The organism is Nocardia bhagyanarayanae (assembly GCF_006716565.1).
Classification (GTDB): domain Bacteria; phylum Actinomycetota; class Actinomycetes; order Mycobacteriales; family Mycobacteriaceae; genus Nocardia; species Nocardia bhagyanarayanae.
The window spans coordinates 5,223,472-5,247,515 of sequence record NZ_VFPG01000001.1 but is presented as its reverse complement, the minus strand read 5'-3'; the positions used below and the strand labels follow the sequence as shown (position 1 = coordinate 5,247,515).

Genomic DNA, 24,044 nt, shown 5'->3' with positions numbered 1-24,044 from the left:
AATCCATGTCCGAGTAGATTTTTCCGAACGACCGGCTGCCGACGTGGTCTGCAAATGGTGGTGTGGCTTTCCTGGGCGCCGGGTGTTCGGGTCTATCTTTCGGATTCGGCGGCGTGTGTGACTGCGCGAGTCGCGGAGCCGCTCGATCGGCCCACGTTCCGATCCGGTGGTTGAACTGGCGGGTTCTTCTTTCGGAATTGGCCTGGTGGGTGGCCGAATTCGTTTTTGAACGCGTGGGCGAACGCGAACTCGGATGCATAGCCGGCGTCTCGGGCGATGACCGTCAGCGGAGTGTCGGTATCGCGCAGTTGCCGGGCCGCGAGGGTCATGCGCCACCAGGTGAGGTAGGCGATGGGTGGCCGGCCGATCAGTTCGGTGAATCGGCGGGCGAGGCCAGCTCGGGAAATCCCGGCGTGCGCGGCGAGTTCGGCCACGGTCCAGCCGTGCCCGGGCGAGCCGTGGATCGCCGAGAGCGCCGCGGCGATGGCCGGGTCGTGTAGCGCGGCCGACCACCCGGTGTCGGTTTGGCGGTCGAGCCAGCGGCGCAGGATGTGTAGCAGTAGCGCGTCGAGCAGCGAGCGGAGCATGGCATCGTGTCCGGGCCGGTCGGCGGCGAGTTCGCTGTCGAGGAGATCGATGATCGCCCCGACCGGGGTATGGCGAGTTTCCGGGGCGGGCAGGTGGATGACCTCGGGCAGATCGGCGAGCATCGGGTGTGACCGGCTTCGATCGAGAAGGTAGGCACCACACAGCAGCACGGCCTCCGGTCGCGGTTCGGATGCGGTGTCCGGTCGGGACGGTCGCGGGTTCACCCGGCGCAGCGAGGTGGCAGCTGGACGTAGTGGCGTGGCTGGATCGTCGGCCAGCCCGTGGGCGCATCCTCCCGGAAGCAGGACGATGTCGCCCGGCCGCAGCGCGATCGGATCGGCGGCCGGGGGCAGGAACCAGCAGGTGCCTGCCAGAACCACATGGAATCCTGCGGCATCGAAGGCCGGAAACTGCCAGCCGAACGGCGCATGGTGGCTGACCCGGCCCGAATGAGGCTCGCCGATCCGCATCGCGGTCACCACGTCAGAAAGAGGATCCACACCATCGAAAATATCAAATCACGACCTGATCGAGACGAATTCGTATAGATCTTGGATTCTGACGCATTGAGCGTCGCAGATCGTTGGCTTTAAGTTCGAATAGCTGCTGATCATGCAGCGAATCGTTCAGCCACAGGAGTTGACATGCTCATCACCGTCTACGGCGCCAACGGCTATCAGGGCAAGCTCACCCTTGCCGAGTCGTCCCGCCATGACGTAGAGGTCCGGCTCGTCGGTCGAGATCGAACGCGGCTGGAATCCGCAGCCGCCGAGGTCGGAATTCCCGACGCCGACCTCCGGGTAGCCGGTCTCGACGACCGCGCCGCTCTCGTTGCCGCTTTGGCGGGTAGCGATGTCGTCATCAACTGTGCGGGACCGTTCACCACCTCCGGCGCAGTGATGGTCGATGCCGCGATCGCAGCCGGCGCCCACTATGTCGACACCGCGGGCGAGCAACTGTATGTGAAGGGCGTTTTCGATTCCTTCGACGGCGACGCCGAGCGTGCGGGTGTCACGGTCGTGCCGGCAGTCAACGACGGCTGCTTGCCGGGCGACCTGCTCGCGCACCTGATCGCCGAGCGGACCGGGCCGCTGGCGGAGATCACTGTCAGCCACTTCATCACAGGTGCTGCCGGTCTCTCACGCGGATCGCTGCGCTCGGCGTTGGCGACGATGGACACGATGCGGTCCGGCGGGCTGATCTATGACGACGGCGCCTGGCGCAGCGGGATTCCGGCCCGGCGCGATCGAATCACCTTGCCCGGCGGGGAGTCCGTCGCGATGGCTGCGCTGCCGACGTGCGAGGTAGTCACCATCCCCCGGCACGTGCAGGTCGATCATGTCGAAAGCCTGCTGGAGGCGACCTTGAAGGCCAGCCTCGAAACACCCATCACGCCGGAATTGATCGCAGGGCTTCCCCCAGGCCCGAACGAGCACGACCGCGCCGCACAGCAATTCACCTATCTGCTCGACGCCGTGGACCACCGAGGTCAGCAGACACGGGGGGTCATCCGAGGCCGAGACACCTACGGAACCACCGCCGTCGCCGCGGTCGAAGCAGCCCGGCGATTGGCGGCAGGCGACACTGCCGCCGGAGTACGAACCCCCGCGCAAGCGTTCGATCCCGCTGACTTCCTCGAAACCCTCTCCGGCCACGACCTCAGCTGGACCATCGAGGCGATCCCGACAGTGAAGTGACACAGATGTCACGTCTGTCAGCCGAACTCGAAGTCGGATTCCGTTCGGATGCACCACTACCCGTCGGTGGTGGACCGACACGAGTCTGTCCACCACCGACGGTTCTGGCACGTACCTACGCGCTGAGCGTTCAAGGTCCGCGGCTTGGTCATCCGTGACTTCGCCGACCACACCGGCATCACGCGACAGCGGCCAGCACGCGAGGCGTCTATCCGGTGTGGACGTGAACGCGGGGCTCGGCGTCGACCTGGTTGGTGAGGGTGGCCCATTCGTCGAGTTCGGCGAGGCGGGCGGTGAGCGCGGTGCGCATGCTGGCGGCGCCGGCGATGCCCAGGGCGAGCCGGCGGGGCGGGGTGTCACCGGCCACGGCCGTGCGGATGGCGGCGGCCACGCGCTCGGCGCTGGAGAACGCCGATTCCGGCAGCGCTTGGATCGCCTGCAGTAGGGCGCGCACGGTCTGGTCGTAGTCGGCGTGGGTCGCTGTAGCCGTGTCGAGATTGGACAGGAAAGGTGTTGCGGTGAGGCCGGGCTGAACGAGGGTCACGTGGATTCCGAGTGGCGCCACTTCGGCTGCGAGCGCGTCGGAGAGCCCTTCGACGGCGTACTTGGTGGCTGCGAGCAGCCCGACGCCGGGATCTGCGGTCTGACCGTAGTAGGACGAGCCCTGCAGGATGTGCCCGGACCGCTGACCCCGCAGCACCGGCAGTGTCGAGCGCAGCACGTTGAGTACGCCGAAGACGTTGGTATCGAAGATCGCCCGTGCCTGCGCGTCGGCTGCTTCCTCGACCGCCCCGAAGAGTCCATAGCCGGCGAGGTTGGCGACGATGTCGATGCGACCGAAGCGGGCCACGCTCTGCTCGACCGCCTTCGCGACGGCTGTCTCGTCGCGCACGTCCGCCTCGATCGTGAGCAGCCGGTCGGATTCTCCCAAGTCACTGAGGGTTTCGGTGTGTCGAGCCACCGCGACCACGGTTTCTCCGGCCGTCAGCGCCTGAACTGCTAACTCTCGTCCGATACCCGAGGAGGCGCCGGTGATGAACCAGATCGGTGGGGTGTTTCCTGCATTCGTCATGTTGCGAGCGTATCCATTTAGCTCGCAACATTTCAAGTCGTTTCAGCGCGAGCGTTGTGATCGACTGGGTTAGCCGCTTGTCGTGTTGGTATCGTGGAGGAGTGGAGGCGACGCGTGAGGCAGGGAAGTGGAGCGAGGATGCCGCTGCTTTGGTGTTGCAGTTCGTCAACACCAGGGCCGACGGCGCGGGAGGTGTCGAGGTCTTCGGCACCGCTTCGGGATTCGCGGACTGGGCGATCGAGCATGGTCTGCTCGACGCCGCCACCGTGGTGACCGACTCCGACGCGGTGGCTGCGCGTGAGCTTCGCGACGCACTGGTCACGGTGCTGCTGACACACTCGGGTGATCCAGATATCGGTGACGCGCAGGTCGCCGAGGCGGAGCGGTATCTGCGGCAGGCGGGTGTGCGCTATCCGCTCACAACGGTCGTCACCGCGGAAACGGCGCAGCTCCTCGCCGGATCGACCGGTGTCCCCGGCGCTTTGGGCGCCGTTCTCGCCGCGGTGACCGAGACGGCGCAGCGCGGGGACTGGATGCGGATCAAGGCATGCTGCAATCCGCCGTGCCACTTCGGCTTCATCGATCGCACCCGCAACCGGGCGGCGCGCTACTGCAGCCCCGGATGCGGATCGCAGGTGTCGATGCGCGCTCTTCGGCAGCGCCGCAAGCAAGCCAGCTCCTGATACCGAGCCCGCCTCGACGCGCAGCAACTCGACCGAGCCGCCCAGGAAAGCCCGGAAACGGCTCGCGGCAAGCGTTCTCGCCGACGACGAGGCGTCGCGTGAAGCCAGAGGGCACGCCCGTCGCCGACCGGCCCGAGCGCGCAATGTGGACGAACCCGCCGTCCCGGATGATTCGCTTACGCCGGCTGCCGGGTCGGCATGATCGTGACCTGCTGCAGGTTCACGCGCGCGGGCTGGGACGCCAAGAAGTTGACGGCCTCGGCGATATCTTCCGGATCGAGCCAGGTCATCTCCTGTTTCGAACTCTCGAGCCATTCCTGCGCGCCGGCGTCGGTGACGTGGCTCTGCAGCTCCGTGCCGACGATGCCCGGCTCGATCGCGGAGACACGGACATCCTTGGCGCCGAGTTCGGCGCGCAGGGTCCGCGACAGGTGCGTCACGTAGGCCTTGGTACCCGAGTACACCGCGAAATTCGGGAACAGGTTCTGCGCGGCGATCGAGGATGTGTTGACCAGATCGGCCACGCCCTTTTCCGCGGCCGCGGCGATCAACTGGGGTAGGAACGCGCCGATGGCATTCATCAGGCCGGTCACGTTCAGATCGATCTGGCGCTGCCACTGCTCGACCGGCAGCTCGTCGACGGGTGCGGGCAGCATGACACCCGCATTGTTGAACAGCAGATCGGCGGTACCGAGTTCGGCGGCCACCCGCTCGGCCGCGGCGTGCAGGGCCTGCGCATCGGTGACGTCGACGGTCAGGGCCAGCGCCGTCCCGCCCGCCTGCGCGATCTCCTCGGCCAGGAGTTCGAGCCGATCGGCCCGGCGTGCGAGCACGGCCACCGTCGCCCCGGACGCGGCCAGCCGCTTGGCGGTCGCGGCGCCGATGCCGCTCGAGGCGCCCGTCACCACGGCGACGCGGCCGGCGAGCGGGGAGGTGTTGTGAGTAGTCATGGGTGTGATCTCTCCTGTGTGTCGTCCGCGGCGGGTGCGCCGCGCATTCGATACAACAGCGGGAGCAGGGCCCGCGGCCGCCCAAATCGCGCCCTGCTCGACCTAGGTCCGGCGAACCTGGGTCCAGCAGACCGACCTTGGTCGCGGTGTGTGGCCGCCGTGCCCGTCAGACTGGATGCATGGAGCACAATGCCGAGCTGAAGGAGTTCCTACGGACCCGCCGCGCGCGCCTGAACGTCGACGACATGCAGATCGGCGGAACGGGCGGGGTACGCCGGGTGCCGGGGCTGCGCCGCGAAGAAGTCGCCCAGCTCGCCGGGGTCAGCGTCGACTACTACAGCCGGCTCGAGCAAGGACGCAATATCAACGTCTCCGACGAGGTCCTCGACGCCGTGGCCCGCGCCCTGCGCCTGGACGAGGTCGAGCGCTCCTATCTGTTCCAGATCGCCCGGGCGAATCCGCGGCGCGCCCGGCGCCGGACTCCGGCGCGAGTGCAGCGGGTCCGTCCCGGGATCCGCCGCATCCTCGAGACGGTCGACGACGTGATGCCCGCCTTCGTCTTCGGCCGTCGCATGGACATCCTCGCCGCCAATCGTCTCGCCCGGGCTCTGATCACCGACTTCGAGGCGCTCCCGCCCCGGGACCGAAACATGTTGCGCTACACCTTCCTCGACGAGTCCGCCCGCGAGCTGTACCTCGATTGGGAAGAGGTCGCCCGAGACAACGTCGCGGTCCTGCGCCTGGACGCCGGCCGTCACCCCGACGACCCGCTGCTGGCCGAACTCGTCGGCGAACTCGCTGTCAAGAGCCCGCAATTCCGGCGCTGGTGGGCCGACCACAACGTCCGCGAACGCAGTCACGGCACCAAGCGTTACCACCACCCCCTCGTCGGTGATCTCACCATCGACTACGAAAGCGTCTCGCTACCAGGCGATCCCGACCAGACGCTGTGCATCTACACCGCCGAGGCAGGCTCGGCCTCGGAGACCGCACTGCGGCTGCTCGCCGCGTGGACCGGGTCGCAGACTCCGCCCGCGCACCCGGCGACTGGCGGTTCCGATGCGGAACACCCCGGTGCGCGGCATGCTGAACGGTTGGAGACCGAGGAACGCTGACATGTTCAGGGCTTGGATAGTCCGGAAGACCGGGGGCGGTCCCGGGTCCAAAGCCCTCATCTCACGCGCCCAGCAGCGAGGCCGCCCGCTTCGACGGCGAGGTCAGTGCGAATGAACCTGCGCGTGAGCCTCTTCGAGAGAATGTCCCGCCAGAAGCGCCGTGACCCCGCTCGCGAAGTTGGGGCACTCGACAATGTCCTGGTGCGGGCAGTCCAGACCGTGAGCGATGGCGGTGCGTGCCGCCAGTGCCTGGGCGATCCGTTGATCCAGCTCGGCGAGCTTGCGTTGGTACAGCTCCCGCCACCCGGCCTCGGCCGGGGAACGAGACGCCATGAACGCCTTGATCTCCCGCAACGTGAAACCGATGTTCTGAAGCGCCACGACCACACCGACCAGCCCGACCGCCGCCGGCGGATAACGCCGTTGGCCCGCGACGCGGGCGGGGGCCGGCAGCAGGCCCTGCTCCTCCCAGTAACGCAACGCGGAGGCGGCGACACCGGTGCGGCTCGCCAGCTCGCCGATCGTCAGCTGGTCACTCATTTGACTTCGAGCGTACTTGAAGCCGTTGACTGGCGATCATGCAGACAACAGCCAGAACTCTCCAGCAACGCGCGATCAGATACTTGGTGCGTCAGGCCGGTCACCCTCGGGGCGTCGTCGGGTGGATGAACGGCTGGATGTTCGCGCTACGCCCCTCCAACCGGCAGCGCAACATCTGGGCAGTGTCGTTGCTGGACGTGCAGCCCACCGACCGGGTACTCGAGATCGGCTTCGGTCCCGGCGTCGCCATCGCCGAGTTCGCCGGCCGCGCCACCCAGGGCCACGTCTTCGGCATCGACCACTCCCGAGCCATGGTCCGGCATGCCGCCCGCCGCAACGCCGTCGCCGTCCGTGCTGGACGCGTGCATCTCACGCACGCCTCGGTGGACCAGTTGCCGAGATTCGGCGATCCGCTCGATGCCATACTCGCCGTCAACTCCGTGGGATTCTGGCGCGACCCGGTGGAGCGGCTTCGTGAACTGCGCCGCCTGCTTCGCCCCGCTGGACGCATCGCGCTCGTCAGCCAGCCCCGCTGCCCGGGCGCCACCCGGGACACCACGGTCCAAGCAGCCGAAGAACTCCGGGACATGCTCACCGACGCCGGCTTCACCGACCTGCGGGTCGAAACCCTCGACCTCGACCCGCCCGTTGCCTGTGTGCTCGCCATCAACCCGACCTCATAACTGCCGACAGCACGGCCAGCAGCCCGAATAGTGCCGTGTGGAGGCTATGTCCGCTTGGGCGCTGGGCACCGCGGGCGGCGAGGGGCTGCGGGTGCCTCCCGCTTCTGTGGCGGTCGGATGATCGAGGCGGGAGGGGGCGCCATCCTCTGAAGGCTCGGCATCGGCGGATCGGTTGGGCCGAGATCGTCGTAGCTGTAACGGCTTTCGGTCCTGACCGATGAGATCGTCAACGGCGTCTTCTCCGGATGTTACAGTGATTTCACTAACGCCATGACTGTGTAACAGTGGTTGCAGAGCACCCGACAGACCGGTCATGACTCTCAATCGCACACAGCTGCAACAGTTTTCGGCGCGCGCCGGTGTCATCGCAGCGGTGACCGCCGCCGGGATGGTCGGGCTCGCAGGGCCGTCCACCGCCATTCCGCACGAGCCGGGTGCTCCGTTCACGCCGACACTGACGCGCCTGATTCCGACCAGCTGCTCGGCGATCATCGATGCGGTCACCGTGCCGCAGGAAACGCCCGGCACGTTCGGTGTGCGGGTGAAGGTCACCCAGACCGGAGAAGGCTGCTCGGACTGGAAGGTCGCTGTTCGCTTCAAGAACCTGGATACCGGGTACGCGGACGGGCAGAAGCACCGCGTCGTCAACGGTGTCGTCCAGCACACGGTGGACGGAGTGATCGTCGGTTTCGGCACGGCGCCGGGCGCCGGCCGGGTGGAGGCTCGGATCGTCGCGCTGGACTCGAACGACCGGGAGATGGAGCAGATCTCGGGCACGGCGGCGTTCACGCTGAGCTGAGCGAGTGTGCCGTGTCCGGTGATCGCCGGACACGGCACACTCGACGGCCGGTCACCGACCCCTGGAGTCGCGGATCAGGGCTTCGACCGATCGGTCGGGAGTGGGTCGGATGGGCGCCGTTGCGAGGGCAGCGCTTTCGTGACTTCCCCCCGTCGGGCAGCCCGCAGCCACCGCTGTCCGGAGTCGATGGCACGCCGGACCTTGCGCACAGGGGGTACCTGCGTGAGCAGGTGTAGCTGATATCGCCACGGCATTTGAAGCCCGTGCCGAGCCGCCATCGCATAGGCGAATTGCACGGCGCTGCGGTCGAGATACCGGTCGGCGTGTTCGAACCAGACCATGCTGCCACGGGCGGCGGCCTGTATCGGACGCAGCGCGGCGCGCCGCTGCGCATCGTAGTTCTCCAGCGCGTCGGCGACCTCGGCATGCTCGTACAGATTCTGCGCGAGCACGACGGCGTCGACGATTGCCAACCGGGTGCCCGAACCGATGGTGAAATGCGTTGTGTGCGCGGCGTCGCCGAGCAGTACCACGTTGTCGTGATACCAGCTTTTGTTTGTTACCTCGGGAAAGCGGCTCCACCTTGCGAACTCGCCTCGTGTCTTGCTGATCAACGAGTGACCGTCGAGATGGCGCGCGAATATTTTTTCCAGAACACGCAAGTTCTCGGAGTTGTCCAGGGAATCGAAACCCAGCCCCTGCCAGGTCTGCGGTTGGCACTCGACGATGCAGGTGCTGATCTTCCCGGCGACCGATGGATAGGCGTGGAACCAGATCCAGCCGGCCGAGGTGTGTTCGAAGGCGAAGGTGAATCGGGTGAAGACCTTGTCCGTACCGAGCCAGATATATCGATTCTCGCCGAGTGTGACGGACGTGCCGAAACGATCGTCACCCAGCTGCCGTACCCGGCTGTTCGCGCCGTCGGAGGCGACGATCAGATCGGCGTCGTCGAAGCCGGACAGATCGTGGACCTCTCGCCCGTGCTGGACATCGACGCCGAGGTCGCTCGCCCGCCGGGAAAGTACGTCGAGCAATGCGGCGCGCCCCATGCTGAACCCGTAGCCCCCGAAATGCGCCGTCTGGTCGTCGCCCACATGGATTGCCTGTTCCCGCCACACGACCGACCCGGCACGCACCGCCTGGGCGCTGTCGGGATCGTTCCGATACAGAAGGTCGAGCAGGTCGTCCCAGTACACGACGCCCCAGCCATAGGTGGACCCGGGAGGATCGCGGTCGATCACCGTGATGTCATGGGCCGGGTCGCGTCGCTTCATCGAAATAGCGAAGTACAACCCCGCCGGCCCGCCACCGATACACACAATCTTCATGTCGTCACCAGCTCCAGCCGGTCGGTCGAATCTGGCTTCATACGATCGGTACTCGATGCGACCGAGCCCGGACACGCACCGCGTGTCCGGGCTCGGTCACCGGCGCTAGAAGCTGCCCCAACCGCCCCAGCCACCCCAGCCAGGCGGGTTCCACCAATTCCACCAGCCGCCGGGATTCCATCCCCAGCCGCCGCCCCATCCCCAACCGCCACCGTGACCCCATCCCCAACCGCCACCGCCCCAGCCCCAGCCGCCGCCCCAACCGTGGCCACCACCCCAACCGGGGCTGTTGACGAGTTGGGTTGCGGAATCGGGTGTCGCTGCCTGCGCGGTAGGCGCTTGCGCTGCGGCTGTGGCTGTGGCGACCGGAATCGCAGCAACTGCTGCTATACCGGCAGCAGCCGCCAACCGTGCGAACTTCGTGTGTGATTTCTTTCTTTCGATCATGATAGGACTCCAAAAATGCTGTCCCGACCTGCTGGAATTCTACGCGGTTTCGCCGGACTGTGAAGTCGCCGCCATAATCAATTTAAAATTTCCACAATTTGCCCGCCCGTTGCCCAATCCGAGGGCGCCCGAGTGCTCCGCAGCGAAGTGAGCCGGTGGCGGCGGAGAGGTCGCAATCAGAGACGGATCAGCCCGCGCGACGGGCGCGGACCATCAGCAGCCCGCCGACAACGATGCTGATCAATCCGACGGCCAGTGCCACCAGAGCTCCGCCCAGTCCGTTTCCGGTGCCGAGACCACCGTCGGCGGTGGCGACGACCAGCCCGCCGATAACCACGGTGGTCAGGCCCGCCGCCAAAGCCACGAGGGCCGCGTTCCTACTGCTGCCGATTCGGGTGGATCGGGCCAGCGCCGACCCGCCGACGCTCACGCCGATCAGCCCCACAACCGTGGCCACGATCGCCCCGAGTCGCCCGGAGCTCATGGTGGACACGCTCGCTGCGCTCGACTGGATGGAGGCGTGCGCGACGGCCGGTGAGCTGAGCGCGAAGGCTCCCAGCAGGACGGCGGTGGCGCCGAGGATATGACGGACGGACATGAGGTGCTCCTTGTCGTGCGACGGGATGTCGTCCGATGATGTCGGCCGGAGGACCGCGCAACATCGTGCGGACGTAGGCACTTCGCGCTGCACCGGTCGCGGTAGCGACTGCCGCTGGAATCTCGTGAAGTACTGCGGGTGCGGTAGTCGGTTGACCGTCCGTCAGCAGGATTTGCTCGCGTGAGAATCCAGTTAGGGTGCACGCATGAACAGGGGACGGATCGTGGATTGGGCGATCGCGGTCGGGTTGGCGGCGATCTTGTTGGTCACCGGTCTGTCGAAACAGCACGCCCCGACGAATCTCGATCCGCTGGGCTACGCGTCGCTGATAGCCGGGGGATTGGCGCTCGCCGCGCGACGCCGGGCCCCGGTCGCCGTGCTAATTCTCACCGGGTTGTCCGCATTGGCGTACCAAGCCGTCGGATTCGACGTGCCCGCCGTCGCGTTCCTGTTCGCGGTATACGCCGCGGTACGGGCTGGACACCGCATGGTCACGGTGGCTGCGTCGGTGGCTCTGTTGGCCGCTCTGCCGCTCGCGGCCCTGGCTTCCCTGCACGAAACGAGTGCGGCCTTCGCGCAGGCCCGAGACGCACTCGAGATCGCGTGGCTGATCGCGGCCGGTGCCGCCGGGGAAGCGCTGCGGCAGGCCGAACGGCGCGCCGACGAAGCCGAGCGCACGCGAGAGGAGACCGCGCGGCGCCGCGCCGACGAGGAGCGACTACACATCGCGCGGGAGTTGCACGATTCACTGACGCACCAGATCTCGGTGATCAAGGTTCAGTCCGAGGCCGCCGTCCACGTAGCCCGCAAACGAGGCGAAGAGGTGCCCGAGGCCCTGCTGGCGATCCGAGATGCCGGCCGGGAGGCGGCACGGGAGCTGCGCGCGACCCTCGAGGCGCTGCGCGACGACGGGGTCACACCGCCGCACGGACTCGATCACGTCCCCGACCTGGTGGAGCGAGCTCGGACGGCCGGGTTGGACGCGACCCTGACAATCGAAGGGCAACGCCAGGAATTGCCAGTCGCCGTGGATCGGACCGTCTACCGGATAGTTCAGGAGTCGCTCACCAACATCACCCGTCACGCCGCCGCCGCGACCGCGTCGGTCCGGATCGACTATCGCCCCGACACTCTGGTCGTCCGAGTCGACGACGACGGCAAGGCCACCCCCGGCCGCGCGCCCGCGGACGGCGTCGGGCTGCTCGGGATGCGCGAACGAGTCACCGCCCTCGGCGGTCACCTGCGGGCCGCGCCACGCAGCCGAGGTGGCTTCTCCGTGCAGGCCGAACTTCCTGTGGACCGAACATGATCCGAGTCCTGCTCGTCGACGACCAGCCGCTCATTCGCAGCGGATTCCGTGCGCTGCTCGACCTCGAGGACGACATCGAAGTCGTAGCCGAAGCCAGCGACGGGAGCGAGGGCCTGGCCCTGGCCCGGCAACATCTGCCCGATATCGCGCTCATCGATATACAGATGCCGGTCGTCGACGGCATCGAGATGACCCGGCGCGTATCGGCCGACCCGGCCTTGGCCGGGGTGCACGTAGTCATCCTGACCAATTACGGCTTGGACGAATACGTCTTTCACGCGCTGCGCGCCGGTGCGGCCGGATTCCTCGTCAAAGACATTCAGCCGGAAGATTTCCTGCACTCCATCCGTGTGGCCGCGCGCGGCGACGCCCTGCTCGCTCCGTCGATCACCCGCCGGTTGATCAACCGGTTCGTCACCCAGCCGCTGGCCACCGGCACCGGTCTCGCCACAGGACTCGAGGAACTGACCAACCGCGAACGCGAGGCCGTGGCGCTGGTCGCGCAAGGCCTGTCCAACGACCAGGTCGCGGACCACATGGTCATCAGCCCGCTGACCGCCAAGACCCACATCAACCGAGCCATGACGAAGCTCCAGGTCCGCGACCGCGCCCAACTCGTGGTCGTCGCTTACGAGTCCGGCCTGGTGACGCCACACAACTCCGGACAGCCGCGGTCCCGCTGACTCCAGCAACGATTCCGCGCGACGGATTCACCTCGGCGCATGGCCGCGGGACCGGGAAGGCTTGTCCTGATCGGAGGCATTTACGGCCGGTGGAGAGGGGCGCAGGCGGCGTTGGCGGCCGAAACTGAATGCCGCACAGCAACACCTCGCAGTCGAAAGGACTCGCCTTGCCCCCACCGACCATCGTTCTCGTCCACGGCGCCTTCGCCGATGCCTCCAGTTGGAGTCCGGTCATCGAGCTTCTGCTCGAACGCGGACATCGGGTACTCGCGCCGCCGGTCTACAACCGCAGTCTCGCCGCCGACGCCGCCTCGGTCCGGTCGGTGGTCGAACAGATCGACGGACCGGTCCTGCTGGCGGGACACTCCTACGGCGGCGCCGTCATCACCGTCGCGGGGGCCGCCGACAATGTGGCCGGACTCGTCTTCGTCTCCGGCTACGCACTCGAGGAAGGGGAGAGCCTGGCCCAGCTACAGGGCCGATTCCCCGGCTCGAGCCTTGCCGACCATCTGGTCTACTCGCCCTACCCGACCTCCGACGGCGCCACCGGCACCGACGTGTCCGTCGAAATCGACGCGTTTCCTTCGGTATTCGCCGCCGGCCTCGACTCGACGAGAGCACGCGTGCTCGCGGTGTCGCAGCGGCCGCTGTCGGCCGACGCCTTCGGCGAGACAGCGTCGCTGGCGGCCTGGCGAACCACGCCGGGTTGGGGCATCGTCTCGGCCGCCGACCACACCATCAACCCCGATGTGCAGCGTTTCGGCTATCGCAGGGCCGGTCTGCGCTCCGTCACCGAACTCGACGCACCCCACCTCGTGATGCAGACCCACCCCGAGGAAGTCGCGTCGGTGATCACCGGCGCCCTCGCCGAAATCGGCTGACCGAAACCTGCGCGTCCGCGCCGCGCTCGGCCTGAACCGTCCGCGCCTATCCACAAGGAGACCTTCCCGTGAGCAACGAAAACAGCAGTCCCACCGTCGTCCTCGTCCACGGCGCCTTCGCCGACTCGTCGAGCTGGAACGGCGTCGCCGAAAGACTGCGCGCCGCAGGCACATCGGTGATCGCGGCCGCCAACCCGCTGCGTGGCCTCGACAGCGACGCGGCATACATCGCCTCGGTCCTGGACTCGATCGAAGGCGACTGTGTCCTGGTCGGCCATTCGTACGGCGGCAGCGTCATCACCGTGGCCGCTGCGGGCAAAGCGAACGTCTCCGCCCTGGTCTACATCGCGGCCTTCATCCCCGATCTCGGCGAGAGCGCCCTGGAACTCACCGACAAGTTCCCCGGCTCCACCCTCGGCCCGACCACCCGCCCGGCCACCTACCCCTTGCCCGACGGCTCGACCAGCACCGAGCTCTACATCCGCCAGGATGCGTTCCACACCCAGTTCGCCGCCGACACACCCGCCGCCACCGGCGAACTGATGGGCATCACCCAGCGCCCCGTCGCGCTCGCCGCCCTGCAGGAAGGCGCCTCGGCCACCGCCTGGCGCGACCTGCCGACCTACGCCTTGCTCACATCCGAGGACAAGAACATCCCGATCGAGGCGCAGCGGTACATGGCGGAGCGGGCGAACGCGACAACGGTCGAGGTCACCGCCTCGCATGCCGTCGCGGTCTCGCGTCCGGCAGACGTGGCCGAACTCGTCGTGCGGGCCACGACTCCGCGCTGAAGGCGGTCCGCCACCAGGTAGTTTTCCGGCCCGGCGCACGGGTAAGGCTGGGGCATGTCCGAACGTTTCGATGATCAATCGGTGCCTGCCGACCACGGTCGAGACGATGTCTCACCCGCCGATGCGCCGGCCACGCGCAGGGTGCCCGCACCCCACCTTGCCATCACGATCCTCGTCGTCATCGCCGTGGTGCTCGTCCTGATCTGGTTGGTGTAGAGGTGCATCGCAAGTTCGCCCGACCGGACTCGGGGGCTCGGGCGAACTCGCGGCATCGCGCCCTGTGCTGTCGGCGACCTGGGCGAGTCCCCACAGCACCAGCGCGACGAGCGAATAGGCCGCGCCCGTCCAGCAGGAGGCCGACCATCCCCAGGTGCTGTACGCCCACGTGGTCGTGATCGCGCCGAGGGCGGACCCGAGGGAATAGCAGGCCATGTAGGCGCCGATGACGCTGCTGGCGCGGTCCGGGTGGGCTGTGGTCAGCAGATGTTGGCTGCTGACGTGTACCGCCTGGACGGCGAAGTCGAGCACGATGATGCCGATGACAAGCGGCACCAGTGTTGTTTCGATCCGGGCGGTGAGCAGCCAGGAAGCGGTGAGCAACGCCAGTGCGGAGCCGGTGATCGCTTGTGCGCGACCGGAATCGGCCCATCGTCCCGCGCGCGCGGCGCCGAGCGCTCCGGCCAGGCCCGCCACTCCGAAGAGGCCGATCTGCGTGGTGCCGAAGTTCCAGGGCTCGGCGCCGAGGGGGAGGGCCAGCCCGCTCCAGAGCGTTCCGAAGGACGCGAATAGGAAGAAGGCGATCAGGCCTCGGCTCGTCAACAGACGATCCGTGCGCGCGAGCCGCCCCATCGACGCCAGCACGTGCCCGTACCGTGCGCCGGTAACCTCGCGGTCCGGGTCGAGCGTCGCGTGGACGGTGCGGGCCAGAGCCACACAGAGCACGGCGAGCAGCGCGTACACGGCACGCCAGCCAACCGTGTCGCCCAGCACCCCCGCGAGGACCCGGACGCCGAGGATGCCGATCACCACACCCGAGGTCACCGCGCCGATATTCCGGCCACGTTCGCTCGGCGCGGAGACCGCGGCGACATAGGCGACAGTCACCTGAACCACGACCGCGAACAAACCCGCGACCGCGAGCCCCGCCACCGCGACGGCGGCGTTCGGGGCGGCGGCCGCGACCGCAGCCCCTGCGGCGGTGAGTACTAGATGCACGGTGATGAGCCGCCGGCGATTCACCACGTCGCCGAGCGGAACCAGCAAGACCAAACCGGCGCAGTAGCCGATCTGCCCGGCTGCGACCAGCCAGCCCAGCGACTCACGCGCCAAGCCCAAACCGGCGCCCGCCGCCTCGAGCACCGGCTGGATCGCATAGATCGTCGACACCGCCACCGCGCACACCAGCGCCAGAACGAATCGCTGCGACCTCGTCACTCCTGTCGCCACCACGCCTCCCAATCAGTAGCAAAATGCAACCATTTGACGGTAGGGCACAATGGTTTCACATTGCAACTGATTGGGAGGGCTCATGACGGCGCTCGGCTCCGGCCGCGAGTGGACCGATCCGACCTGTCCGGTCGCCCGAACCGTCGACCTCGTGGGCGATCGGTGGAGCCTGCTGATCGTGCGTGACGCCATGGACGGCGCGGCGACCTTCACCGAATTCCAGCAGCGACTCGGGATCGCAAGGAACATCCTCACCGACCGCCTGCGCAGGCTCGTCGACCACGGAATCCTCACCATGAGCACCACCCCCGGCGGCAAGCGGCACAGCTACGTACTCACCGAAGCCGGGCAGGATCTCTTCACCGTCGTCGTGGCCTTGCGCCAATGGGGAGAACGGCACGCCTTCGCCACCGACGAACCGCACTCGACACTCGTCGACCGTCACGACAGCCCTATCGCCCCGCTGCACCCCGAAGACCGCGAGGGCGAGCGTGTCACCGCGGCGACCACCCGAGTCCGCAAGGTCGGTGAACACGCCTCGGCGACAGATGCGTGATCGCCGCGCTCGAGGCGACCGCGTGGCCGCCGACTACGGGATCGGCACGATCACGCCGGGGGTCGACGGTCCGCCGTGCAACTCCAAATGGCTCGGCACTTCCCGCTTCTTGTCGTCTTTCTTCTTGTCGTCCTCTTTCTTGTCGTCCTTTTTGGCGTCACCAGGGACGTCGAAGGCCAACCGGATCGTGCTGGTGCTTCCGGGGCCGAGGGGGATCGTGTTGCCGCCGGAGGGGTTGTCCGCGGCCTTGGGCGCGACCGACCGGCCTTCCGTGGTGATCAGGCGTTGCTCATCGATGCGGAAATCTTGTTGCTGGCCGGACACATTGGTGACCGTCAACGTCACGATGGTGTCCGCACCGTCCGGGCTCCCCGGACCGGTGCTGGGCAGGGCGTCCACCACGGTGAACGCGAAGTTGCCGTCGCGCGCGCCGTCGGCCGCATCGTAGGGCGGTCCCTCGGCTGTCTGCGGTGGAGCGGTCGCGGAAGTGGCGGCTTCGTTCGTCGTCGTGCTCGGACTCGGGCCGGAGCCGATGCCGCCGACCAGCAACCACAAAGCCAGCGCGGCAAGAGCGACCACTCCGGCGCCGAAAGATATCCACCCGCCGATAGACGGGTTCCCGCGCGGACCGGGAGGGCCGACGGGCGGGACCGCCGGGGACTCCCGCGCTCGCATCGACGGGGTCGCTGCCGCGGTCGCCGACGGGCCCGGGGCGGTGATGACGCGAGTCGCGGGGCGGGGTCCGGCGGCCCCGTGCGGAACCGGCGGCGGCTGAGCCGGTGCCCGCACGCCGAGGGCAGCGCGCGCCGCGGCGGCGAATTGCCCGGCGCTGGCGTACCGGTCGTCCGGGTCCTTGGCCATGCCGCGAGCGATGACGGCATCGAGCGCGGCGGGAACATCGGCGGCGATTTGTGAGGCGTGTGGCGGTGCGGACGTCAAGTGCGCGTGCATCTGACGTGCGGGATCACCGTCACCGTAAGGCACCTGCCCGGTGAGGGTTTCGTAGAGCACGCACGCCAGCGAATAGATATCGGAGCGGGCGTCGAGCGTTCCGGTGAACCGCTCCGGCGCCATGTATTGCAACGTGCCGACAACCTGGCCGCTGGCGGTGATCGCGGTGCCGTCGGCGGCGCGGGCGATACCGAAGTCGATCAGGTACACGAAACCGCTGGTGTGCTCGAGGATGTTGGCCGGTTTCACATCCCGATGGACGAGCCCGGCCGCGTGCGCGGTATCCAACGCCTCGGCGGCTTGCGCGACGACATCCACAGCGCGCGCCGGTGCGAGCGCGCCCGACCGCAGGCGGGTAGCCAGGTCGACGCCCTCGATGTAGGCCATCTCCAAGAACAGGTGGCCATCGACCTCGCCGAAGGCGTGGATGGGCACGATATGCGGGTTGCGCAGCCGCGAACCCAACCGTGCCTCTCGCTCGAAACGACGCCGATAGGCCGAATCCGCGGAATACGTCGTGGACAAGACCTTCAGCGCCACGGCGCTGCCGCTACGGTCGCGCGCCAGCCACACCTCGCCCATGCCGCCGCGCCCCAGCAAGCGTTCGAGGCGGTAGTTTCCAAACGAGCCGTCGCCGCGCTGCCCGGGCATATCCCGACCGTACCGCCCGGAACACGCCGACGCACGGCGCTCGAAATCACCCCATGGGAAGTGGGATCACCTGCGAACGGCCGGCGACCCACGGTGCTCGCGAACGCCTTGCCTGACCAGCCATGCGCCGCCGATCTCGGCGACGGCGGCCGAGGCGAACAGCAGTATCGAGCGCAGCACGGTCATGGGCAGAGCCTGAAATGCCGGAATTCAGGCGACCGTGGTCGTGGTGCAGCCGCAGCCCGAGCTCGCGCACGAATTCGTGCCGTCACCGATAGGGCAGCCGGTGCGGCCGGCGCGCAGCCGCGACCAGAGCAACCCGGCGACACCGATACCGATGAGTGCGAAGCCGAGCGGTTGCAGCCAGGACAGGCCGACCAGCAATGTGCCGCTGCCGAGGACGCCGGCCACGATGAGCAGCGGGGCGACGCAGCAGCCCAGGCACAGCAGGGCGCCCGCCCCGATCGGCGCCCACCAGCGTGTCTCAGCAGCCACAGCTGCCCCCTGCGCTCGTCGCGCGGTCGTCGACTTTCGTGTCGAAAGGCACCGGGCAGCAAGGTGATTCGCTACAGGCGAGCAGGTCGTCGCATCCAGCGGCCAGTGCCGCGCGCAGGGTGTCGCGCACGGCGGTGAGTTCGGCGAGCTCGGCGTCGACCTCGGCCAGCTTCGCCGCCGCCCGGGACTGTAGCCCGGCATCGGCGCGGCCGAATTGGGTGGCGGCGAGCAGGTCGGCGACCTCGTCGAGCGTGAACCCGAGCCGCTGGGCCGCCTTGATCACAGCACCGTGACGGACTGCTCCGGATAGAGGCGGTGCCCGCCGAGGGTGCGCTCCGGTTCGGCGAGCAGACCGCGGCGTTCGTAGTAGTGCAGCGTCTGGGTGTTCACCCCTGCCGCCGCGGCGAGTTCGCTGGTGCGCAGCGTGGTCACCGGGCGCCGCCGATCGCGCTGTCGGCACGGGCGGCGAAGGCGTCGAGCACGTCGACGTAGGTGCCGGGAACCCCGATGCCCATCACGAGACCGGCTTCGGTGGTGTCGAAGTCGAAGGTGAGGAACGAGCAGCAACTCGACTCCCGCGCGGCCAGATCACGGGCGGTCGGTTCCGCGGCCGGATCCAGCAAGAGTTCGAGCCGGGCCGGGCCAGTCCGGCGGGCGGTGTGCGCGAATTCGGCGAAGAAGCGGTCGAACTCGGCGATCCGCATCGGCTGCTCCGCGGTGGGCAGGGTGCAGGCGTCCGGTACCCCGCCCTCGTCTTCAGAGGAGATCGTCATGTTTCGACGGTAAGCCTGTACCCCGGTACAGGATGCAACCCCGAATCACGATCCAATATTTTCTGAATACAGATTTCGATGTACTGTTGCCTCATGGAGACTCTGCCGGTGCTGCACACCGACGCTCTCGCCCGGTTCGGGCATGCGCTGTCGGATCCGACCCGCACCCAGATCCTGCTGAACCTGCGCCGGCAGCCGGGATATCCGTCGGAGCTGGCCGAGCGGATCGGCGTTACGCGCCAGATCCTGTCCAACCATCTCGCGTGCCTGCGCGGGTGCGGACTGGTGGTCGCGATCCCGGAGGGTCGCCGCAGCCGCTACGAACTGGCCGATGCCCGCATCGGGGCCGCTCTCGACGACCTGCTCGGCCTGGTGCTGGCGGTCGACCCCGCCTGCTGCCCGGATTCCGACACCGCGGGATGCTGCTGATGGCCTCCCTCGGGATGCCCTCTCCGGTCTCGGCCGGGCCGAGCCCGGACCGTAAGGCGGTGCTGGCGCGGCGGATCCGGTGGTTCGTCGCCGCGACCATCTCCTACAACGTCGTCGAGGCGGTCATCGCGCTCACCGAGGGCGCTCGAGTGTCCTCGACCGCGCTGATCGGGTTCGGCCTCGACTCGGTGATCGAGGTGTCCTCGGCCGCGGCGGTGGCCTGGCAGTTCGCCGGCCGCGACCCGGAGCGACGAGAGAAGATCGCGCTGCGAATCATCGCGTTCTCCTTCTTCGCCCTCGCCGCCTACGTCACCGTCGAGTCGGTCCGCGGCCTGCTCGGTATCGGCGACGCGCGGCACTCGCCGATCGGGATCACCCTGGCCGCGGTCAGCCTGGTCGTCATGCCGGTGCTGTCGTGGGCGCAGCGCCGCGCCGGGCGCGAACTCGGATCCGCTTCCGCGGTAGCCGATTCCAAGCAGACCCTGCTGTGCACCTACCTCTCTGCGGTCCTGCTGTTCGGGCTGCTGCTCAACAGTCTCTTCGGCTGGTCCTGGGCCGACCCGATCGCCGCACTCGTCATCGCCGCGATCGCGGTGAAGGAAGGCCGCGACGCGTGGAAGGGCGACACCTGCTGCCCCACACCGACCGCACTGCTCGGTACCACCGGGACGGACGAGCACGGCTGCGACTGCTGCGACGGCTCCAGCGACAAGGACCGCTGACGCCCGGCCTCCCCGAGCGTCTGCAGACCTGCCGAGCACTGGCGCGGCCGCACTGCGACTACGGTTCGCGTGCTCCGGAGGTCGCGGTCAGGACCTGGAGCTACCCGGATTCCGGTGCGCCAGAGGCTTTTCGGAGGAGCGCGGCCGCCGCACCGGCGATGTGATCGGGTGCTCGATCGGCCGGGAGGATGGCGCCTTGTTCGCTGGGTTGCAGTGGTTCGAGCGCGTCCAGTTGGGAATCGAGCAGGGACAGCGGCATGTAGTGACCGTGGCGACCGGTCATCCGCTCGATCAATTGTTCGCGGCTGGCGGTCAGGAGCAGGAAGAACACCGACGGCGCGGAGGCGTGCAGTATGTCGCGGTAGCGACGTTTGAGTGCCGAGCAGGCGACCACGGCGCCCGTGCCGGCGGCGTAGTGGTCGTGCAGCCAGCGGCCGACCGCGGTGAGCCAGGGGCCGCGATCGCTGTCGTCCAACGGGGTGCCCGAGGCCATCTTCGCGACGTTCGCCGGCGGGTGGAAATCGTCCGCGTCGGCGAACGGGATGCCGAATTCGTCGGCCAGTAGGCGAGCGATCGTCGTTTTCCCGGTGCCGGAAACACCCATGACGACGATGCAGGGCGGCGGGGGACGACCGGGGGTATCCGATGTGTTCATCGACCGTTGCCGACACCGCTCGGCACGACCGAGCCCGCGGGATAGTGGTCGAGTGGCACGAGGTCCCGCGACCAGGCGGAAATGATCGGGGTGACGACCCGCCATGCCTGTTCGGCTTCGTCGCCGCGGATGGACAGGGCCGCGTTTCCGGTCAGGACGTCCAGCAGGAGCCGTCCGTAGGCGGGAAGTTCCGGTGGTTGAATCGGTGCGGTCATGGTGAGCGGAACCAAGGTGCCCGCGGTGGGTCCCACCACCGTGAGAGCGAGGGTGAGGCTTTCGGGGTCGAGCGCGAAACGCAGGATGTTCGGCGATGTCGACCCATCGTGGCCGAAGGGCACGTGGGGTACGGGACGAAAGTGGACCGCGACTTCCTTGCGGTCCGCGCCGAGGGCTTTGCCGGTGCGCAGCACGAAGGTCGTTCCCGACCATCGCCAATTGTCCAGTGCCAGTTCGATTTCAGCGTAGGTCTCGGTGCCACGTTGCGGGTCGACGCCGGGCTCGTCGGTGTAGGAGGGGACACTGCGATCGCCGATCGTGCCCGCGCTGTAGCGTGCCCGGCGCGTGCGGTGCGGTATGTCGTCGTCGGTGAGGGGGCGTATCGACCGCAGCACGTCGACCTTGCGGTCGCGCAGATCACGTTCGGACAGCGTGATCGGAGGTTCCATGGCCACCAGGCACAGCAATTGCAGGAGATGGTTCTGCACCATGTCCTCGAGCGCCCCGACGTTGTCGTAGTACCCGGCCCTGCCCTCGACGGTGAGCGTCTCGTCCCAGGTGATCTCGACTTTGGCGATATGCGCGCTGTTCCAAAGGGATTCGAGCACGCGGTTGGCCAGCCTGCTGCCGAGCAGGTTCTGCACGGTCGTCATGGCGAGGAAGTGGTCCACCCGGAAGACGGCCTGTTCCGGTACCAGGTCCGACAGCAGTTGGTTGAGGGTCTCGGCACTGGCGAGGTCCACGCCGAAAGGCTTCTCGAGCACGATCCGGCTGCCGTCGGGCAGGTGCGCTTCGTGCAGCGTTCGGATCGCCGTGGGGAACAGTGCGGGAGCCAACGCCAGGTAGACGGCCACCGGACCGGCACCGGCGATCGCTTCGGCCACCTCGAGCGGATTCTGAATGTCGGCTCGCCGATATCGTGCGGCGGCTGTGATCGCTCGTCTGCTGTCGCCTGCCGTACTCGCGGCATGCTGGTCGAGTTGGTCGGCGGCCCACGCCCGGAATTGCTTGTCGTCCCAGTCTTTCAGATCGACGCAGACGAGCTGGAAACCCGTATCGAGCTTTCCGGACTCGTGCAGTGCGGCCAGCCCCGGCAGGAGGTACCGTCCGGTCAGGTCGCCTGTGCCGCCGAAGATGACAAGCCGTTGGATCATTCTCGGTCCGCCTTCGCGCGTGCGAGGTTCACGCCACTGGCGATGACGCCGATGTGGCTGAACGCCTGAGGGAAGTTGCCCATGAACGCACCGGTGGAGGGGTCGATCTGTTCGGAGAACAACCCCAGCGTGCTGGCGCGATCGCACAGTGAGTCGTAGAGCTGCTCGGCTTCCTCGATGCGGCCTTGCATGGTCAGGTTGTCGACCAGCCAGAAGCTGCACAGGACGAAGGCGCCCTCGTCGCCCGGCAGGCCGTCGGGCGATTCGTCGTGCAGGTATCGGTACAGCAAACCGTTTCCCGCGCCGAGGCGATCGGCCACCGCGGCGGCTGTCGCCACCATGCGTGGATGATCGGCGGGGACGACATGCCGGAGTGGCAGCGCAAGCAGGCTGGCATCCACGGCGCCGCCGCCGTCGAGATGTGCGCTGAGCGTCCGCGCGCGATCGTCCCACGCGCGTTTCAGGATGGATTCGCGGATGTGCGTGGCGGTGGCGCGCCACGTGCCGACCGGCCCTGGCAGACGGAAGCGTTCGCCGATCGAGGCGGCGCGATCCAGCGCGACCTCGCACAGTGCGGCGCTGTAGGTGAACGCACGGCCTTGGCTCCGCACTTCCCAGATGCCTTGATCCGGTTCCTCCCATGATCGACCGGCCGCATCCGCCAGGCGAGCCAGGCTCGGCCACAGGTCTGGCTGAATCTCCCCGCCGGAGCGCAGCCACTGGTCGGCGCAATCCAGAATCTCGCCGTAGACGTCGTGCTGACGTTGGTCGGCAGCCCCGTTACCCCAGCGGACGGGAGCCGAGCGCCGGTAGCCTTCCAGATCGGCGGCCTCGGTCTCGTCGGGCACGGGCGCGCCGTCGATGTCGTACATGATGCGAAGTCCGTCGCTGCGTTCGAACGCGTCGAGAACCCATCCGAGGAACGCGTCGGCCTCACCCTGAAAGCCGATGCGGCGCAAGGCATATACGGCGTAGGCGGCGTCGCGGATCCAGACATAACGGTAGTCCCAGTTGCGGACGCCGCCGATCGGCGCCGGGAGTGAGGAGGTGGGCGCGGCGACGAGGGAGCCGTTGACCCAGTGGTCGCACAGTTTGAGGGTGATCGCGGCACGCCGGACCAGGGGTTTCCGCGGGCCGTCGTAGCTGCAATCCGTCAACCACGATCGCCAGGCGGTCGCGGTGTCGTGCAGCATCGACGAGGCGTCGAACTGGTGGTGGCGATGGAATCGTCCCCAGGACAACACCAGTTCGAGCCGTTCTCCCTGTTCCAGCTCGTAGGTGCTGCGCAGGCCGGTCAGCGGCCGGTTGCCGCGCAGATGCAGCCGCAGGCCCGGTTGCGATTTCGCGCGGATCTCGAGACCGCTGAACACTGGCCTCACCTCGCCGCCGCCGCGCGGCGAGACATCCACGTTCAAACGGACGTGTCCGTCGACGACGACCGCGGAGCGAACGAGTTCGGCGCGGTTGGCCGGAGCGTCGTCGCGCAGGTCGGCGCCGGAGCGCAGAACCATCGCATCGGTCAGCCGGACGACTCCGGTTTCGCAGCGCAACTCGGTTTCCAGCACGCCGGTGTCGGGTTGATAGCGCTGGCGGCCTTCGAGCAAGTTCTCCGGGGCGACGGTGAACGACCCGCCACGTGCGTGATCGAGCAGTCCGCAGAACAGCGGTTCGGCGTCGAACCGGGGAATACACAGCCAGGGGATCGTGCCGTCCACACCGGCGAGGGCGGCGGTCGCGCCGTCTCCGATCAGCCCGTAGTCCTCGAGCGGGAGGTATCCGTCTCGGCGGCGGATCGGCCTGAACGGTGGATCGGGATCGTGCATCTCAGCTCT

At 67.8% G+C, this 24,044-nt stretch carries 27 protein-coding genes and 1 pseudogene; 12 read left to right on the top strand and 16 right to left on the bottom strand.

The features are described from left to right. Window positions 1-92: 92 nt before the first annotated feature. Window positions 93-1,088, bottom strand: a complete 996-nt coding sequence (locus FB390_RS22835; protein ID WP_141810780.1) for an AraC family transcriptional regulator — start codon at window positions 1,086-1,088, stop codon at window positions 93-95. 144 nt (window positions 1,089-1,232) lie between these two features. Between FB390_RS22835 and FB390_RS22830 the strand changes: the two genes are divergently transcribed. Further along, the gene (locus FB390_RS22830) at window positions 1,233-2,285 is read left to right on the top strand and encodes a saccharopine dehydrogenase family protein (RefSeq protein WP_141810779.1); all 1,053 of its coding nucleotides are present in this window, start codon (window positions 1,233-1,235) and stop codon (window positions 2,283-2,285) included. A 208-nt stretch (window positions 2,286-2,493) separates the two neighbouring features. On the opposite strand, the gene FB390_RS22825 is transcribed toward FB390_RS22830, so the two are convergent. Then, window positions 2,494-3,357, bottom strand: coding sequence for an SDR family NAD(P)-dependent oxidoreductase (locus FB390_RS22825; RefSeq protein WP_141810778.1), 864 nt, complete (start codon window positions 3,355-3,357; stop codon window positions 2,494-2,496). A gap of 101 nt (window positions 3,358-3,458) precedes the next feature. Between FB390_RS22825 and FB390_RS22820 the strand changes: the two genes are divergently transcribed. Then, window positions 3,459-4,040 carry a CGNR zinc finger domain-containing protein gene (locus FB390_RS22820; protein ID WP_246124169.1) on the top strand — a complete coding sequence of 194 codons (582 nt, stop codon included), beginning with the start codon at window positions 3,459-3,461 and terminating at the stop codon, window positions 4,038-4,040. Between the two features lie 176 nt (window positions 4,041-4,216). Here the strand turns inward: FB390_RS22820 and FB390_RS22815 are convergent, their stop codons facing one another. Next, window positions 4,217-4,990: an SDR family oxidoreductase gene (locus tag FB390_RS22815; RefSeq protein ID WP_141810777.1), complete on the bottom strand. Its 774-nt coding sequence runs from the start codon at window positions 4,988-4,990 to the stop codon at window positions 4,217-4,219. Window positions 4,991-5,169: 179 nt separating this feature from the next. On the opposite strand from FB390_RS22815, the gene FB390_RS22810 reads away from it, so the two are divergent. Next, complete coding sequence (locus FB390_RS22810) at window positions 5,170-6,105, top strand: helix-turn-helix transcriptional regulator (RefSeq protein ID WP_141810776.1); 936 nt, start codon at window positions 5,170-5,172, stop codon at window positions 6,103-6,105. 102 nt (window positions 6,106-6,207) lie between these two features. On the opposite strand, the gene FB390_RS22805 is transcribed toward FB390_RS22810, so the two are convergent. Next, entirely contained in the window at window positions 6,208-6,645 is a 438-nt protein-coding gene (locus tag FB390_RS22805; RefSeq protein WP_141810775.1) for a MerR family transcriptional regulator, read from the bottom strand. Window positions 6,646-6,683: 38 nt separating this feature from the next. Here FB390_RS22805 and FB390_RS22800 point away from each other — a divergent pair, with 38 nt between their 5' ends. Then, complete coding sequence (locus tag FB390_RS22800) at window positions 6,684-7,328, top strand: class I SAM-dependent methyltransferase (protein WP_141810774.1); 645 nt, start codon at window positions 6,684-6,686, stop codon at window positions 7,326-7,328. Between the two features lie 313 nt (window positions 7,329-7,641). Then, on the top strand, window positions 7,642-8,127 hold the full coding sequence (locus FB390_RS22795) for a hypothetical protein (protein WP_246124168.1): 486 nt from the start codon (window positions 7,642-7,644) through the stop codon (window positions 8,125-8,127). Window positions 8,128-8,201: 74 nt separating this feature from the next. Here the strand turns inward: FB390_RS22795 and FB390_RS22790 are convergent, their stop codons facing one another. Together FB390_RS22790 and FB390_RS22780 are read right to left on the bottom strand one after the other, a co-directional pair. Then, window positions 8,202-9,401, bottom strand: coding sequence for an FAD-dependent monooxygenase (locus FB390_RS22790; protein WP_221639347.1), 1,200 nt, complete (start codon window positions 9,399-9,401; stop codon window positions 8,202-8,204). A gap of 688 nt (window positions 9,402-10,089) precedes the next feature. Beyond that, complete coding sequence (locus FB390_RS22780; RefSeq protein ID WP_141810771.1) at window positions 10,090-10,500, bottom strand: DUF6223 family protein; 411 nt, start codon at window positions 10,498-10,500, stop codon at window positions 10,090-10,092. A 205-nt stretch (window positions 10,501-10,705) separates the two neighbouring features. Here FB390_RS22780 and FB390_RS22775 point away from each other — a divergent pair, with 205 nt between their 5' ends. The 4 genes from FB390_RS22775 (at window position 10,706) to FB390_RS22760 (ending at window position 14,164) form a co-directional block, all read left to right on the top strand. Then, complete coding sequence (locus FB390_RS22775; protein WP_141810770.1) at window positions 10,706-11,809, top strand: sensor histidine kinase; 1,104 nt, start codon at window positions 10,706-10,708, stop codon at window positions 11,807-11,809. Further along, window positions 11,806-12,492 carry a response regulator gene (locus FB390_RS22770; RefSeq protein ID WP_141810769.1) on the top strand — a complete coding sequence of 229 codons (687 nt, stop codon included), beginning with the start codon at window positions 11,806-11,808 and terminating at the stop codon, window positions 12,490-12,492. Before FB390_RS22775 ends, FB390_RS22770 begins: the two co-directional genes overlap by 4 nt. Before the next feature lie 167 nt (window positions 12,493-12,659). Next, complete coding sequence (locus tag FB390_RS22765; RefSeq protein WP_246124167.1) at window positions 12,660-13,373, top strand: alpha/beta fold hydrolase; 714 nt, start codon at window positions 12,660-12,662, stop codon at window positions 13,371-13,373. 68 nt (window positions 13,374-13,441) lie between these two features. Further along, window positions 13,442-14,164, top strand: a complete 723-nt coding sequence (locus tag FB390_RS22760; RefSeq protein ID WP_141810767.1) for an alpha/beta fold hydrolase — start codon at window positions 13,442-13,444, stop codon at window positions 14,162-14,164. 111 nt (window positions 14,165-14,275) lie between these two features. Here the strand turns inward: FB390_RS22760 and FB390_RS22755 are convergent, their stop codons facing one another. Then, window positions 14,276-15,610 carry an MFS transporter gene (locus FB390_RS22755; protein ID WP_246124166.1) on the bottom strand — a complete coding sequence of 445 codons (1,335 nt, stop codon included), beginning with the start codon at window positions 15,608-15,610 and terminating at the stop codon, window positions 14,276-14,278. Window positions 15,611-15,692: 82 nt separating this feature from the next. On the opposite strand from FB390_RS22755, the gene FB390_RS22750 reads away from it, so the two are divergent. Then, the gene (locus tag FB390_RS22750; RefSeq protein WP_141810766.1) at window positions 15,693-16,166 is read left to right on the top strand and encodes a winged helix-turn-helix transcriptional regulator; all 474 of its coding nucleotides are present in this window, start codon (window positions 15,693-15,695) and stop codon (window positions 16,164-16,166) included. Between the two features lie 33 nt (window positions 16,167-16,199). Here FB390_RS22750 and FB390_RS22745 read toward each other — a convergent pair whose 3' ends face one another. From FB390_RS22745 to FB390_RS22725, 6 genes and pseudogenes are all read right to left on the bottom strand, one after another. Beyond that, window positions 16,200-17,768, bottom strand: a complete 1,569-nt coding sequence (locus FB390_RS22745; protein ID WP_141810765.1) for a serine/threonine-protein kinase — start codon at window positions 17,766-17,768, stop codon at window positions 16,200-16,202. Between the two features lie 87 nt (window positions 17,769-17,855). After that, window positions 17,856-17,954 (bottom strand): annotated as a pseudogene (locus tag FB390_RS22740) (YnfA family protein); the annotation flags it as partial. A gap of 24 nt (window positions 17,955-17,978) precedes the next feature. Then, entirely contained in the window at window positions 17,979-18,263 is a 285-nt protein-coding gene (locus FB390_RS22735; protein ID WP_141810764.1) for a hypothetical protein, read from the bottom strand. Then, window positions 18,253-18,546 (bottom strand): MerR family DNA-binding protein, encoded by a 294-nt coding sequence (locus tag FB390_RS22730; protein ID WP_246124165.1) that lies wholly within the window; start codon window positions 18,544-18,546, stop codon window positions 18,253-18,255. The genes FB390_RS22735 and FB390_RS22730 overlap by 11 nt, the downstream gene beginning before the upstream one ends. After that, window positions 18,543-18,695 carry a MerR family DNA-binding transcriptional regulator gene (locus FB390_RS34365; protein ID WP_246124164.1) on the bottom strand — a complete coding sequence of 51 codons (153 nt, stop codon included), beginning with the start codon at window positions 18,693-18,695 and terminating at the stop codon, window positions 18,543-18,545. The genes FB390_RS22730 and FB390_RS34365 overlap by 4 nt, the downstream gene beginning before the upstream one ends. Beyond that, window positions 18,692-19,036, bottom strand: coding sequence for a hypothetical protein (locus tag FB390_RS22725; RefSeq protein WP_141810763.1), 345 nt, complete (start codon window positions 19,034-19,036; stop codon window positions 18,692-18,694). The genes FB390_RS34365 and FB390_RS22725 overlap by 4 nt, the downstream gene beginning before the upstream one ends. Window positions 19,037-19,129: 93 nt before the next feature. Between FB390_RS22725 and FB390_RS22720 the strand changes: the two genes are divergently transcribed. Together FB390_RS22720 and FB390_RS22715 are read left to right on the top strand one after the other, a co-directional pair. Continuing rightward, window positions 19,130-19,465: an ArsR/SmtB family transcription factor gene (locus FB390_RS22720; RefSeq protein ID WP_141810762.1), complete on the top strand. Its 336-nt coding sequence runs from the start codon at window positions 19,130-19,132 to the stop codon at window positions 19,463-19,465. Beyond that, window positions 19,462-20,187, top strand: coding sequence for a cation efflux transmembrane domain-containing protein (locus tag FB390_RS22715; RefSeq protein WP_141811964.1), 726 nt, complete (start codon window positions 19,462-19,464; stop codon window positions 20,185-20,187). The genes FB390_RS22720 and FB390_RS22715 overlap by 4 nt, the downstream gene beginning before the upstream one ends. Before the next feature lie 100 nt (window positions 20,188-20,287). Here FB390_RS22715 and FB390_RS22710 read toward each other — a convergent pair whose 3' ends face one another. From FB390_RS22710 to FB390_RS22700, 3 genes are read right to left on the bottom strand one after another with little or no spacing between them, the layout of a single operon-like run. Further along, a complete protein-coding gene (locus FB390_RS22710; RefSeq protein ID WP_185757139.1) occupies window positions 20,288-20,842 on the bottom strand; it encodes a gluconokinase in 555 nt (184 codons plus the stop codon). Beyond that, entirely contained in the window at window positions 20,839-22,212 is a 1,374-nt protein-coding gene (locus FB390_RS22705; protein ID WP_141810761.1) for a glucose-6-phosphate dehydrogenase, read from the bottom strand. Before FB390_RS22705 ends, FB390_RS22710 begins: the two co-directional genes overlap by 4 nt. After that, on the bottom strand, window positions 22,209-24,035 hold the full coding sequence (locus FB390_RS22700) for a glycoside hydrolase family 15 protein (protein WP_141810760.1): 1,827 nt from the start codon (window positions 24,033-24,035) through the stop codon (window positions 22,209-22,211). Before FB390_RS22700 ends, FB390_RS22705 begins: the two co-directional genes overlap by 4 nt. Window positions 24,036-24,044 lie beyond the last annotated feature (9 nt).

Coding starts and splice junctions, on each gene's coding strand:
- FB390_RS22830 (WP_141810779.1), top strand. CDS start 1,233: ATGCTCATCACCGTCTACGGCGCCAACGGCTATCAGGGCAAGCTCACC.
- FB390_RS22825 (WP_141810778.1), bottom strand. CDS start 3,357: ATGACGAATGCAGGAAACACCCCACCGATCTGGTTCATCACCGGCGCC.
- FB390_RS22815 (WP_141810777.1), bottom strand. CDS start 4,990: ATGACTACTCACAACACCTCCCCGCTCGCCGGCCGCGTCGCCGTGGTG.
- FB390_RS22810 (WP_141810776.1), top strand. CDS start 5,170: ATGGAGCACAATGCCGAGCTGAAGGAGTTCCTACGGACCCGCCGCGCG.
- FB390_RS22805 (WP_141810775.1), bottom strand. CDS start 6,645: ATGAGTGACCAGCTGACGATCGGCGAGCTGGCGAGCCGCACCGGTGTC.
- FB390_RS22800 (WP_141810774.1), top strand. CDS start 6,684: ATGCAGACAACAGCCAGAACTCTCCAGCAACGCGCGATCAGATACTTG.
- FB390_RS22795 (WP_246124168.1), top strand. CDS start 7,642: ATGACTCTCAATCGCACACAGCTGCAACAGTTTTCGGCGCGCGCCGGT.
- FB390_RS22790 (WP_221639347.1), bottom strand. CDS start 9,401: ATGAAGCGACGCGACCCGGCCCATGACATCACGGTGATCGACCGCGAT.
- FB390_RS22780 (WP_141810771.1), bottom strand. CDS start 10,500: ATGTCCGTCCGTCATATCCTCGGCGCCACCGCCGTCCTGCTGGGAGCC.
- FB390_RS22775 (WP_141810770.1), top strand. CDS start 10,706: ATGAACAGGGGACGGATCGTGGATTGGGCGATCGCGGTCGGGTTGGCG.
- FB390_RS22770 (WP_141810769.1), top strand. CDS start 11,806: ATGATCCGAGTCCTGCTCGTCGACGACCAGCCGCTCATTCGCAGCGGA.
- FB390_RS22750 (WP_141810766.1), top strand. CDS start 15,693: ATGACGGCGCTCGGCTCCGGCCGCGAGTGGACCGATCCGACCTGTCCG.
- FB390_RS22745 (WP_141810765.1), bottom strand. CDS start 17,768: ATGCCCGGGCAGCGCGGCGACGGCTCGTTTGGAAACTACCGCCTCGAA.
- FB390_RS22725 (WP_141810763.1), bottom strand. CDS start 19,036: ATGACGATCTCCTCTGAAGACGAGGGCGGGGTACCGGACGCCTGCACC.
- FB390_RS22720 (WP_141810762.1), top strand. CDS start 19,130: ATGGAGACTCTGCCGGTGCTGCACACCGACGCTCTCGCCCGGTTCGGG.
- FB390_RS22710 (WP_185757139.1), bottom strand. CDS start 20,842: ATGAACACATCGGATACCCCCGGTCGTCCCCCGCCGCCCTGCATCGTC.
- FB390_RS22705 (WP_141810761.1), bottom strand. CDS start 22,212: ATGATCCAACGGCTTGTCATCTTCGGCGGCACAGGCGACCTGACCGGA.
- FB390_RS22700 (WP_141810760.1), bottom strand. CDS start 24,035: ATGCACGATCCCGATCCACCGTTCAGGCCGATCCGCCGCCGAGACGGA.